10 protein-coding genes are annotated in these 12,835 nt (G+C 70.1%); 8 read left to right on the forward strand and 2 right to left on the reverse strand.

Annotated elements, in window-relative coordinates:
- Positions 1-11 precede the first annotated feature (11 nt).
- From ruvB to ACTYVM_RS07870, 6 genes are all read left to right on the forward strand, one after another.
- Complete coding sequence (ruvB, locus tag ACTYVM_RS07845; protein ID WP_400031586.1) at positions 12-1,106, forward strand: Holliday junction branch migration DNA helicase RuvB; 1,095 nt, start codon at positions 12-14, stop codon at positions 1,104-1,106.
- Positions 1,107-1,271: 165 nt separating this feature from the next.
- A complete protein-coding gene (gene yajC / locus ACTYVM_RS07850) occupies positions 1,272-1,769 on the forward strand; it encodes a preprotein translocase subunit YajC (RefSeq protein ID WP_445525196.1) in 498 nt (165 codons plus the stop codon).
- A 134-nt stretch (positions 1,770-1,903) separates the two neighbouring features.
- Positions 1,904-3,685 (forward strand): protein translocase subunit SecD, encoded by a 1,782-nt coding sequence (gene secD, locus ACTYVM_RS07855; protein ID WP_445525197.1) that lies wholly within the window; start codon positions 1,904-1,906, stop codon positions 3,683-3,685.
- 1 nt (position 3,686) lies between these two features.
- Positions 3,687-4,814, forward strand: coding sequence for a protein translocase subunit SecF (gene secF / locus ACTYVM_RS07860; protein WP_445525198.1), 1,128 nt, complete (start codon positions 3,687-3,689; stop codon positions 4,812-4,814).
- Positions 4,811-5,350: an adenine phosphoribosyltransferase gene (locus ACTYVM_RS07865; RefSeq protein WP_445525199.1), complete on the forward strand. Its 540-nt coding sequence runs from the start codon at positions 4,811-4,813 to the stop codon at positions 5,348-5,350. The genes secF and ACTYVM_RS07865 overlap by 4 nt, the downstream gene beginning before the upstream one ends.
- Positions 5,351-5,798: 448 nt before the next feature.
- Positions 5,799-8,336, forward strand: coding sequence for a RelA/SpoT family protein (locus ACTYVM_RS07870; protein ID WP_445525200.1), 2,538 nt, complete (start codon positions 5,799-5,801; stop codon positions 8,334-8,336).
- A 91-nt stretch (positions 8,337-8,427) separates the two neighbouring features.
- On the opposite strand, the gene ACTYVM_RS07875 is transcribed toward ACTYVM_RS07870, so the two are convergent.
- Both ACTYVM_RS07875 and ACTYVM_RS07880 read right to left on the reverse strand, forming a co-directional pair.
- Positions 8,428-9,657: a DUF349 domain-containing protein gene (locus ACTYVM_RS07875; RefSeq protein WP_445525201.1), complete on the reverse strand. Its 1,230-nt coding sequence runs from the start codon at positions 9,655-9,657 to the stop codon at positions 8,428-8,430.
- Between the two features lie 146 nt (positions 9,658-9,803).
- Positions 9,804-10,637 (reverse strand): peptidylprolyl isomerase, encoded by an 834-nt coding sequence (locus ACTYVM_RS07880; protein ID WP_445525202.1) that lies wholly within the window; start codon positions 10,635-10,637, stop codon positions 9,804-9,806.
- 178 nt (positions 10,638-10,815) lie between these two features.
- On the opposite strand from ACTYVM_RS07880, the gene ACTYVM_RS07885 reads away from it, so the two are divergent.
- A complete protein-coding gene (locus ACTYVM_RS07885) occupies positions 10,816-11,529 on the forward strand; it encodes an MBL fold metallo-hydrolase (protein WP_445525203.1) in 714 nt (237 codons plus the stop codon).
- Between the two features lie 13 nt (positions 11,530-11,542).
- Positions 11,543-12,805 (forward strand): histidine--tRNA ligase, encoded by a 1,263-nt coding sequence (gene hisS, locus ACTYVM_RS07890; protein WP_445525204.1) that lies wholly within the window; start codon positions 11,543-11,545, stop codon positions 12,803-12,805.
- Positions 12,806-12,835: the final 30 nt, after the last annotated feature.

Genomic DNA, 12,835 nt, shown 5'->3' on the forward strand with positions numbered 1-12,835 from the left:
GGAGTACGTGAGTGAACTGGGACGACACGACCGACACGCCCGCCGCCGAGGCGCTCGCCGGTCCCGCGGCGGAGCGGCTGGTGGGCTCCGCGGCCGACGGTGAGGACCAGGCCGTCGAGGCCGCGCTGCGCCCCAAGGACCTGGGCGAGTTCATCGGCCAGGAGAAGGTCCGCGAACAGCTCGACCTCGTGCTGCGCGCCGCCCGGGCGCGCGGCGCCACCGCCGACCACGTGCTGCTGTCCGGCGCACCCGGCCTGGGCAAGACCACCCTGTCCATGATCATCGCGGCCGAGATGGGCGCCCCCATCCGCATCACCTCGGGTCCCGCCATTCAGCACGCCGGCGACCTCGCGGCCATCCTGTCCTCCCTCCAGGAGGGCGAGGTGCTCTTCCTCGACGAGATCCACCGCATGTCGAGGCCCGCCGAGGAGATGCTCTACATGGCGATGGAGGACTTCCGGGTCGACGTGATCGTCGGCAAGGGCCCCGGCGCCACCGCCATCCCGCTCGAACTGCCCCCGTTCACCCTGGTCGGCGCCACGACACGCGCGGGACTGCTGCCGCCCCCGCTGCGCGACCGCTTCGGCTTCACCGCGCACATGGAGTTCTACGGGCCCGCGGAGCTGGAGCGTGTCGTGCACCGCTCGGCGAACCTCCTGGACGTCCGCATCGACACCGACGGAGCCGCCGAGATCGCCGGCCGCTCCCGGGGCACCCCGCGCATCGCCAACCGCCTGCTGCGCCGCGTTCGCGACTACGCGCAGGTCAAGGCGGACGGGACCATCACGCGCGAGATCGCCGCCGCGGCCCTGGCCGTCTACGAGGTCGACGCGCGCGGTCTCGACCGGCTCGACCGGGCGGTCCTCGAGGCCCTGCTGAAGCTGTTCGGCGGCGGCCCGGTCGGCCTGTCGACGCTCGCGGTCGCTGTGGGGGAGGAGCGTGAGACAGTGGAGGAGGTCGCCGAGCCCTTCCTCGTCCGCGAGGGCCTGCTCGCCCGCACTCCGCGGGGCCGTGTCGCCACCCCCGCCGCCTGGGCGCACCTCGGTCTCACCCCGCCCGGCTCATCAGCTGCGGGAAACGGACAACAGGGCCTGTTCGGGGCGTGAGGGCTGCGGTAGTGGCCCGGGGAGGAACCCAGGTGTCATGCTGAGCGTTGTTCCTTGCGTGCGGACTCGCCTAGACTCCGCCGATGCCGCCTTTGTAGGCAGTACACATACCCCCAACCAATCAGGCCGCTCCCCATCGCGGTCATGTGAAGGAAGTTCCGACCCGTGAGTCTCGTGACCCTCCTCCCGTTCATCGTGCTCATCGGGGCCATGTTCCTGATGACCCGGTCGGCCAAGAAGAAGCAGCAGCAGGCCGCGAACATGCGCGACCAGATGCAGCCCGGTAGTGGTATCCGCACCATCGGGGGCATGTACGCCACGGTCAAGGAGGTCAACGACGACACGGTCCTCCTCGACGCGGGCCCGGGCGTTGACCTGCTGTTCGCCAAGAACGCGATCGCGACCGTCCTGACCGACGACGAGTACAACCGCATCGTCCACGGCATCGAGCACGATCTGAAGTCCGACCTCGTCCCCGACGACGCCTCCTCCCTCACCGGTACGGACGAGCCCGCCGACGGCACCGGCGCCTCCGACGACACCTCCGTCGACCTCGGCAAGAAGGACGCGGCCGAGGAGCCGGCCGACGCCGCCGAGGCGAAGACGGAGGCGCAGGCCGAGGACGAGCCGAAGAAGACCGACGGCGGCTCCGAGGCGAAGTAGTCACCACCCAGGGCGCGCCGCACCACCTGCGCGCGCCCTGGGGTGCGTTCACTTCGCGCGGGATTCCGACACCATGTCATGGCCGTCGCCGAGCTCACCCGGTGCGGGACGGCCCGAGAGGGAGTAACTAAAAGGTGGCTGTATCCAAAAAGGGACGCAGTGCGAGCGCCCCGAGCAAGCCGGGGCGCTCGCTGGCCCTCATTCTGATCGCCATCGTGGCGCTCACGGGAGGCATGTTCGCCACGGGCAACACCGCCCCGCGCCTGGGTATCGACCTGGCCGGCGGTACGAGCATCACGCTGCGGGCGGTCCCGGAGCGCGGCCAGGAAGCCGCGATCAACAAGGCCAACATGGACACGGCCGTCAACATCATGGAGCGCCGTGTCAACGGTCTCGGCGTCTCCGAGGCCGAGGTCCAGACCCAGGGCAACGACAACATCATTGTCAACATCCCCAAGGGCACCAACTCCAAGCAGGCCCGGGAACAGGTCGGCACCACCGCGAAGCTGTACTTCCGGCCGGTCCTCGCCACCGACATCACCGGCGCCGCCCCGGCCGAGCCGTCGCCCAGCAGCTCCGACAAGGCGACCGACAAGTCCACGGGCGAGGCGACCCCCTCCGGCTCCCCGACGCCCTCGGCCTCCGAGACCAAGCAGGGCCGCCCGGTCACCGACGCCCTGAAGGCGGACGCCACCCCGTCCACGAGCGGCTCCCCGGCCAGCCCGAACGCCTCGACGAGCCCGTCGGCCGCCGCCAGCGGCTCCCCGGCCCCGAGCGGCGGCTCCGGTGACGCGAACAGCAAGCTCGAGGCCGAGTACGCGACCCTGGACTGCAGCAAGCAGTCCGTGCGCGCCACCGCCGGCAAGGGCGTGCTGCCCACCGAGTCGACCGTCGCCTGCGGCCAGAACTCGTCGGGCCAGTGGCAGAAGTACCTGCTCGGCCCCGCCGAGGTGGACGGCACCGACGTCAAGAAGGCGGACGCCGTCTTCAACACGCAGACCGCCTCCGGCTGGACCGTGACCATGGAGTTCACCTCCAAGGGCGCCACGAAGTTCGCCGACATCACCGGCAAGCTGGCCCAGAACCAGTCGCCGCAGAACCAGTTCGCCATCGTCCTGGACGGCGACGTCGTCTCCGACCCGTACGTCAGCCAGGCGCTGACCGGCGGCAGCGCGGAGATCTCCGGGCACTTCGGCCAGGAGGAGGCGCAGAGCCTCGCCAACATGCTGTCCTACGGTGCGCTGCCGCTGACCTTCAAGGAGGACAGCGTCACCACGGTCACCGCCGCGCTCGGCGGTGAGCAGCTGCAGGCCGGTCTGATCGCGGGCGCCATCGGCCTCGCCCTGGTCGTGATCTACCTGGTGGTGTACTACCGCGGACTGGCGATGGTCGCCCTCGCCTCGCTGATGATCTCCGCGATGCTCACGTACACGCTCATGTCGCTGCTCGGCCCGACCATCGGCTTCGCGCTGAACCTGCCGGCCGTGTGCGGCGCCATTGTGGCGATCGGTATCACCGCGGACTCCTTCATCGTGTTCTTCGAACGCATAAGGGACGAGATCCGCGAGGGCCGTTCGTTGCGCCCCGCCGTGGAGCGCGGCTGGCCGCGGGCCCGGCGTACCGTCCTCGTCTCGGACTTCGTGTCGTTCCTGGCGGCCGCGGTGCTGTTCGTCGTGACCGTCGGGAAGGTGCAGGGCTTCGCGTTCACGCTCGGCCTGACCACGCTGCTCGACGTGGTCGTCATCTTCCTGTTCACCAAGCCGCTGATGACGATCCTCGCCCGCCGCAAGTTCTTCGCCAGCGGCCACAGCTGGTCCGGTCTGGACCCCAAGCGCCTGGGTGCCAAGCCTCCGCTGCGCCGCACCCGCCGTCCCGCCGGTCCTGCCGCCGGCCCTGTCGAGACGAAGGAGGCGTGAGGTGTCAAAGCTCGGCAACCTCGGCGCCCGACTGCACCATGGCGAGGTCGGCTACGACTTCATCAAGAACCGCAAGATCTGGTACGGCATCTCGATCCTGATCACCATCACGGCGATCCTGGGCCTGGCGGTGCGCGGCCTGAACATGGGCATCGAGTTCCAGGGCGGTGCGGTCTTCACCACGCCGAAGCACATGAGTGCGTCGGTGGCCCAGGCCGAGGACTTCGCGCACAACGCCTCCGGCCAGGAGTCGATCGTGCAGAAGCTCGGTGACGGCAGTCTGCGCATCCAGATCGCGGGCATCGAGACCAGCAAGTCCGACCAGATCAAGGAAGAGCTGGCCAAGGACCTGAAGGTCAACCCGGAGCACATCAACGCCGACCTGGTCGGTCCGAGCTGGGGCGAGCAGATCGCCAACAAGGCCTGGCAGGGTCTGGGGATCTTCATGATCCTGGTCGTGATCTACCTGGCGATCGCCTTCGAGTGGCGCATGGCGCTGGCCGCGCTCGTCGCGCTGATCCACGACCTGACGATCACGACCGGCGTGTACGCCCTCGTCGGCTTCGAGGTCACGCCCGGTACGGTGATCGGTCTGCTGACGATCCTCGGTTACTCGCTCTACGACACGGTCGTCGTCTTCGACAGCCTCAAGGAGCAGACGAAGGACATCACCCGGCAGACGCGCTGGACGTACAGCGAGATCGCCAACCGCTCGATCAACGGCACGCTGATCCGTTCCATCAACACCACCGTGGTGGCGCTGCTGCCGGTGGCGGGTCTGCTGTTCATCGGCGGCGGTGTGCTCGGCGCGGGCATGCTGAACGACATCTCGCTGTCGCTGTTCGTCGGCCTCGCGGCCGGTGCGTACTCCTCGATCTTCATCGCCACGCCGCTCGTCGCCGACCTCAAGGAGCTCGAGCCGCCGATGAAGGCCCTCAAGAAGCGCGTGCTCGCCAAGCGGGCGCAGGCGGCGGCGAAGGGCGAGTCCCTGGACGCGGAGCCGGCCGGTGTCGCCGCCGGTGACCTTCCCGGGGGCCCGGAGGACGCCGCACACGCCGTGGTGGGCCCGCGTGACGAGTCCGCCTCCCGCGGCCGGGGCCGCGGCCGACCCTCGGGGAAGCGCCGATGACCGACGTCCAGGAGCTGCTGCTCAGCCGTATCCGTGATGTGGCCGACTATCCGGAGCCGGGGGTGATGTTCAAGGACATCACCCCGCTCCTGGCCGATCCGGCGGCGTTCACCGCCCTCACCGACGCGCTGGCGGAGGTGGGCACCCGGGAGGGGGCGACGAAGGTCGTCGGCCTGGAGGCCCGCGGCTTCATCCTCGGCGCCCCGGTGGCGCTCCGGGCGGGGCTCGGCTTCATCCCCGTGCGCAAGGCGGGCAAGCTCCCCGGAGCGACGCTCAGCCAGGCGTACGACCTGGAGTACGGGTCGGCGGAGATCGAGGTCCACGCGGAGGATCTGAGCGCCGGGGACCGTGTGCTGGTCGTCGACGACGTGCTGGCCACGGGGGGTACCGCGGAGGCGTCCATCCAGCTCATCCGCCGGGCGGGGGCTGAGGTCGCCGGGGTGGCGGTGCTGATGGAACTCGGGTTCCTCGGTGGCCGGACCCGGTTGGAGCCCGCGCTGTCGGGGGCCCCGCTGGAGGCCCTCCTCCGCCTCTGACCAACCGGGGCCTGGGGCTGTCGGCCCCAGGCCCCGCCTGGTCGGCACGCCGCCCTGCCCCACCGGAGAGGGATCCCATCCCTGGGGCCGCGCCCCAGTCCCCGGCGGGGGCTTTGCCGCCTGTACCTCTGGTTTTCCGCCCGCCCGTCGGTCTCGGTGGGTGTGTGGGGTTCCGTTCCTGGGGCTGCGCCCCAGTCCCCGGCGGGGGCTTTGCCGCCTGTACCTCTGGTTTCCCACCCGCCCGCCCGTCTCGGTGGGGCGAGGGGGCCCGTCCGCTGGGGCCCCACCCCGTGCCTGAGACGGGGTAGCGGAATCCTGCGCTCGGCTTGTGTGTTGGTGACGTGGAGGGCCCTTCGATCGGGCTCGAGGCGATCCTGGAGCTCTGGATCGCTACCATGGGGTTTCCGGAGCCTGACCGGGGGACCCGGATCGCGCACGAGGAGTCCTCTTGCCAGACGAGGCCCAGCCACTGACCGCCGCCAAGCCCGAGTCCGCCTCGGCGCCCACGGCCAAGCCCGCGCCGCACGCGAAGAGCGAAGCCCGCGGGACGGCGGAGCACGCGCAGTCCGCCCCCGTCGGCAAGTCGACCGAGGCCGCCCGTCCCAAGCCGGCCCAGCCCGAGCGCCCCGCGCCGCCCCCGGTCGTGCGCCCCTCCACCGGCCAGCCCGGCCGCTCCGGTTCCTCCAACCGCGTCCGCGCCCGCCTCGCCCGCCTCGGCGTGCAGCGCGCCAACCCGTACAACCCGGTCCTCGAGCCGCTGCTGCGGATAGTGCGCAGCAACGACCCGAAGATCGAGAACGCGACCCTGCGCCAGATCGAGCGGGCCTACCAGGTCGCCGAGCGCTGGCACCGCGGCCAGAAACGCAAGAGCGGTGACCCCTACATCACCCATCCGCTCGCCGTGACCACGATCCTCGCCGAGTTGGGCATGGACCCGGCCACCCTGATGGCAGGGCTGCTGCACGACACCGTCGAGGACACCGAGTACGGCCTTGACCAGCTGCGCCGCGACTTCGGCGACACCGTCGCGCTGCTCGTCGATGGCGTCACCAAGCTGGACAAGGTCAAGTTCGGCGAGGCCGCGCAGGCCGAGACCGTGCGCAAGATGGTCGTCGCCATGGCCAAGGACCCCCGCGTCCTGGTGATCAAGCTCGCCGACCGCCTGCACAACATGCGCACCATGCGCTACCTCAAGCGCGAGAAGCAGGAGAAGAAGGCCCGCGAGACGCTGGAGATCTACGCCCCGCTCGCCCACCGGCTGGGCATGAACACCATCAAGTGGGAGCTGGAGGACCTCGCCTTCGCGATCCTCTACCCCAAGATGTACGACGAGATCGTCCGCCTCGTCGCCGAGCGCGCCCCCAAGCGCGACGAGTACCTCGCGATCGTGACCGACGAGGTCCAGGCCGACCTGCGTGCCGCGCGCATCAAGGCGACCGTCACCGGCAGGCCCAAGCACTACTACAGCGTCTACCAGAAGATGATCGTCCGCGGCCGTGACTTCGCGGAGATCTACGACCTGGTGGGCATCCGTGTCCTGGTCGACACGGTCCGCGACTGCTACGCCGCCCTCGGCACCGTGCACGCGCGATGGAATCCGGTCCCCGGCCGGTTCAAGGACTACATCGCGATGCCCAAGTTCAACATGTACCAGTCGCTGCACACGACGGTCATCGGCCCCAACGGCAAGCCGGTCGAGTTGCAGATTCGCACCTTCGACATGCACCGTCGCGCCGAGTACGGCATCGCCGCGCACTGGAAGTACAAGCAGGAGGCCGTCGCCGGTGCCTCCAAGGTCCGTACCGACGCGCCGAAACCCGCCGGCAAGGCGGGCAAGGACGCGGGTGCCATCAACGACATGGCGTGGCTGCGGCAGTTGCTGGACTGGCAGAAGGAGACCGAGGACCCGGGCGAGTTCCTGGAGTCGCTGCGCTTCGACCTGTCCCGCAACGAGGTCTTCGTCTTCACGCCCAAGGGCGACGTCATAGCGCTCCCGGCCGGCGCCACCCCGGTGGACTTCGCGTACGCCGTCCACACGGAGGTCGGCCACCGCACCATCGGAGCGCGGGTCAACGGCCGTCTCGTCCCGCTGGAATCGACCCTGGACAACGGCGACCTGGTGGAGGTCTTCACCTCCAAGGCGGCCGGCGCCGGGCCTTCCCGCGACTGGCTCGGCTTCGTCAAGTCCCCGCGCGCCCGCAACAAGATCCGGGCCTGGTTCTCCAAGGAGCGCCGCGACGAGGCGATCGAGCAGGGCAAGGACGCGATCGTCCGCGCGATGCGGAAGCAGAACCTGCCGATCCAGCGCATCCTGACCGGCGACTCGCTGGTCACCCTCGCACACGAGATGCGCTACTCGGACATCTCCGCGTTGTACGCGGCGATCGGCGAGGGGCACGTCTCCGCGCCGAACATCGTGCAGAAGCTGGTGCAGGCGCTCGGCGGCGAGGAGGCGGCCACCGAGGAGATCGACGAGAGCGTGCCGCCCGCGCGTGGGCGCGGCCGCAAGCGCCGCTCCAGCGCCGACCCCGGTGTCGTCGTCAAGGGTGTCGACGACGTGTGGGTCAAGCTGGCCCGCTGCTGCACTCCGGTACCCGGCGACCCGATCATCGGCTTCGTCACGCGGGGCAGCGGCGTATCCGTTCACCGCAGTGACTGCGTCAACGTGGATTCACTGTCGCGTGAGCCGGAGCGGATCCTCGACGTCGAGTGGGCGCCCACCCAGTCCTCGGTCTTCCTGGTCGCCATCCAGGTCGAGGCCCTGGACCGCTCCCGCCTGCTCTCGGACGTCACGCGCGTCCTGTCCGACCAGCACGTCAACATCCTCTCCGCGGCCGTCCAGACCTCCCGCGACCGCGTCGCCACCTCCCGCTTCACCTTCGAGATGGGCGACCCCAAGCATCTGGGGCACGTCCTGAAGGCCGTACGGGGCGTGGAGGGCGTCTACGACGTCTACCGGGTCACCTCGGCGCGCAGCCGGGCGTAGCCCGCCCCAGCCGCCAAGAGCACGGCTGAGGGCCCCCGTAGGCGCTACGGGGGCCCTCAGCCGTGCTTGGGAATCCGGTGGTGTCCGGTGGTCAGCCGCCGAACTCCTGGAGGCCCTTCAGGGCCTGGTCCAGAAGCGCCTGGCGGCCCTCCAGCTCCCTCTCGAGCTTGTCGGCCCTGGAGGTGTTGCCCTGGCCACGAGCCTGCTCGATCTGCCCCTTCAGCTTGTCCACGGCGGCCTGGAGCTGACCGGTCAGACCCTCGGCGCGGGCGCGCGCCTCCGGGTTCGTCCGGCGCCACTCGGTCTCCTCGGCCTCCTGGAGGGCCCGGTCGATCGTGTGCATCCGGCCCTCCACCCGCGGACGGGCGTCGCGCGGCACATGGCCGATGGCCTCCCAGCGCTCGTTGATCGAGCGGAAGGCGGCCCGGGCTGCCTTCAGGTCCGTGACCGGCAGGAGCTTCTCGGCCTCCTCGGCCAGCTCCTCCTTCAGCTTGAGGTTCTCCGTCTGCTCGGCGTCCCGCTCGGCGAACACCGCGCTGCGGGCGGCGAAGAAGACGTCCTGGGCGCCGCGGAAGCGGTTCCACAGATCGTCCTCGTGCTCACGCTGGGCACGGCCGACGGCCTTCCACTCCGTCATCAGCTCGCGGTAGCGGGCCGAGGTGAGGCCCCAGTCCGTCGAGCCCGACAGTGCCTCGGCCTCGGCGACCAGCCGCTCCTTGGCCCTGCGGGCGTCCTCGCGCTGCGCGTCCAGCTGCGCGAAGTGCGCCTTGCGCCGCTTGGAGAACGCCGACCGGGCATGCGAGAAGCGGTGCCACAGCTCGTCGTCGGACTTGCGGTCCAGCCGCGGCAGCCCCTTCCAGGTGTCCACCAGCGCGCGCAGCCGCTCCCCGGCCGCCCGCCACTGGTCGGAACGGGCCAGCTCCTCGGCCTCGGTGACCAGCGCCTCCTTGGCGTGCCGGGCCTCGTCCGCCTGCCGGGCGCGCTGCGCCTTGCGCTCCTCACGGCGGGCCTCGACCGTCTCGACCAGCTTGTCCAGACGGGCACGCAGCGCGGCCAGGTCGCCGACCGCGTGGTGCGCGTCGACCTGCTCCCGCAGATGGTCGACGGCGACCTGGGCGTCCTTGGCCGACAGGTCGGTGGTCCGCACTCGCTTCTCGAGGAGGCCGATCTCGACAACCAGGCCCTCGTACTTGCGCTCGAAGTAGGCCAACGCCTCCTCGGGGGAGCCGGCCTGCCAGGAACCGACGACCTGCTCGCCGTCGGCCGTTCGCACGTACACGGTCCCCGTCTCGTCGACGCGGCCCCACGGGTCGCTGCTCACAGCGCCTCCTCCACATGATGCCTGCGGAGGGCCTCGAAGCTCCCCCGGGCATCGTCCACAGTTTCGTCACCGCCAACATAGGCGAACGGCGGGTGACCTGTCCGCATCCAGCGCGACCGAAATTTCCCAGCCCGCCGCCGCTGACGTCAGGACTTCGTCACCGTCGCCTTGTTGATCACCACGGTCGCATTCGGGGCGGTGTTGCCCGTCTGCGGATCGGCCTCCTCCGCCCCGGCGTCCGCGATCTTCTTCAGCACCTTCATACCCGACGCGGAGACGGTGCCGAAAGGCGTGTAGCTGGGCGGCAGCGGACTGTCCTGGTACACCAGGAAGAACTGGCTTCCGCCGGAGTGCTCCTGTCCCGTGTTGGCCATCGCCACGGTGCCCGCCGGGTAGACGTCGCCCTTCAGGCTCGTGTCCTTCAGGTTCTCGTCGGGAATCGTGTACCCGGGCCCGCCCTGGCCGGTGCCCGTCGGGTCGCCGCACTGAAGGACGTAGATGCCCTCCGCGGTGAGCCGGTGGCACTTGGTGTGGTCGAAGAAGCCCTTGCCGGCCAGGAAGTCGAAGGAGTTCACGGTGTGCGGCGCCGCGGAGGCCTTCAGGTCCAGGTCGATCGCGCCGCAGGTGGTGTCGAGCGTCATCGTGTACTTCGCCGACTTGTCGATCGTCATCGCCGGCTCCTTGGGCCAGCTCAGCTTCTTCACCGAGCCCGCGGCGGGCTTCGCGCACGGGTCCGGGGCCTTGCTGGTGGCCGCGGCGCTGGGGGTGACCTCCGCGCTCGCGTTTGTCTTGTCGTCCTTGCCGCTCTTCAGCACCCCGGTCGTGTACAGCGCGACACTGCCGATGAGGACCACGCCCAGCACCGACGCGATCACGGAGTTGCGCACGTGTGCCTTGCGCCGCGCGGCGGTGCGCCGCTGCTGCTGCCGCAAGAACTTCTCCCGGGCGAGCTGACGTCGCCGCTGCTCCTGGCTGACCACCGCGTTCTCTCCTCATGCGTCTCATGTGTCCACCGGTACGGGTGGGTCGCTCGAGGCGGCCACCCGCGTGTGCCCCGTACCGTATATGGGTTACCTGAGGATCCGGCAGCGCCGGTAGGCTCTGACAACGGGCCCAGCCGCCTGATGCCCTCCCGTATCGACACAACGAAGGACGATCGTGCTCATTGCCGGGTTCCCCGCCGGGGCCTGGGGGACGAACTGCTACCTCGTCGCCCCCGCCGCCGGTGAGGAGTGCGTGATCATCGACCCCGGCCACCAGGCCGCCCAAGGCGTCGAGGAAGCGATCAGGAAGCATCGGCTCAAGCCCGTCGCCGTCGTCCTCAGCCACGGCCACATCGACCACGTGGCCTCGGTCGTCCCGGTGTGCGGCGCGCACGACATACCGGCCTGGATCCACCCGGCCGACCGGTACATGATGAGCGACCCCGAGAAGGCGCTCGGCCGTTCCATCGGCATGCCGCTCATGGGCGAGCTGACCGTGGGGGAGCCGGACGACGTGAGGGAACTGGCCGACGGCGCCGCGCTGAAGCTGGCCGGCCTGGAGTTCTCCGTCGCGCACGCGCCCGGCCATACCAAGGGGTCGGTGACCTTCCGGATGCCCGAGGCCGCGGACATCCCGTCGGTCCTCTTCTCCGGGGATCTCCTGTTCGCCGGCTCCATCGGACGCACCGACCTGCCCGGCGGTGACATGGCCGAGATGCTCGACTCGCTGGCCCGCGTGTGCCTGCCGCTCGACGACTCGACCGTGGTGCTGTCCGGCCACGGCCCCCAGACGACCATCGGCCGGGAGCGTGCCACCAACCCCTATCTGCGGCAGGTGGCCGCCGGCCCGGGAGCGGACCTGGACGACGCTCCCCGACGAGGAATGTGACGAGAGACCTTCCGTGAGCACCTTCAAGGCCCCCAAGGGCACGTACGACCTGATCCCGCCGGACTCCGCGAAGTACCTGGCGGTCCGCGAGGCGATCGCCGCCCCGCTGCGCAACTCCGGCTACGGGTACATCGAGACCCCCGGCTTCGAGAACGTGGAGCTGTTCGCGCGCGGGGTCGGCGAGTCCACCGACATCGTGACCAAGGAGATGTACGCCTTCGAGACCAAGGGCGGCGACAGGCTCGCCCTGCGGCCCGAAGGCACCGCCTCCGTCCTGCGCGCCGCCCTGGAGGCCAACCTCCACAAGGCGGGCAACCTGCCGGTCAAGCTGTGGTACTCCGGCTCCTACTACCGCTACGAGCGCCCCCAGAAGGGCCGGTACCGCCACTTCTCGCAGGTCGGTGCCGAGGCGATCGGCGCCGAGGACCCGGCCCTGGACGCCGAGCTGATCATCCTGGCCGACCAGGCCTACCGTTCGCTGGGCCTGAGCGACTTCCGTATCCTGCTCAACAGCCTCGGCGACAAGGAGTGCCGCCCGGTCTACCGGGCCGCCCTCCAGGACTTCCTGCGCGGCCTGGACCTGGACGAGGACACCCGCGCCCGGATCGAGATCAACCCCCTGCGCGTCCTGGACGACAAGCGGGAGTCGGTCCAGAAGCAGCTCACGGGCGTACCGCTGCTGCGTGACTACCTGTGCGACGCCTGCAAGACGTACCACGAGGAAGTGCGGGCGCTGCTCGACGCCCAGGGGGTCGCCTTCGAGGACGACGCCAAGCTGGTCCGCGGACTCGACTACTACACCCGCACCACCTTCGAGTTCGTGCACGACGGGCTCGGTTCCCAGTCCGCGGTGGGCGGCGGCGGCCGGTACGACGGCCTGTCCGAGATGATCGGCGGCCCCGCCCTGCCGTCGGTGGGCTGGGCGCTGGGCGTGGACCGTACGGTCCTGGCCTTGGAGGCGGAGGGAGTCGAGCTCCAACTCCCGTCCAGCACCAGCGTGTTCGCCGTTCCGCTCGGCGAGGAGGCGCGCCGGGTGCTGTTCGCGAAGGTCTCCGAACTGCGCAAGGTGGGCATCGCCGCCGACTTCTCCTACGGTCACAAGGGCCTCAAGGCCGCCATGAAGGCGGCCAACAGGTCCGGTGCCCGCTACGCGCTCGTCGCCGGCGAACGCGACCTCGCCGAAGGCGTCGTCCAGCTCAAGGACATGGACTCCGGCGAGCAGACGGCGATCGCAGTCAACGAGGTCGTGGCGGAACTGGAATCCCGCCTCGGCTGACGCCATGCGCGAAAGGGGCGCCGGATGCCC

Source organism: Streptomyces cyslabdanicus, from assembly GCF_052663305.1.

What these genes read in the sequence shown, in the direction of transcription:
- ACTYVM_RS07865 (WP_445525199.1), top strand. Translation starts at nt 4,811, where the DNA reads ATGACCGACGTCCAGGAGCTGCTGCTCAGCCGTATCCGTGATGTGGCC.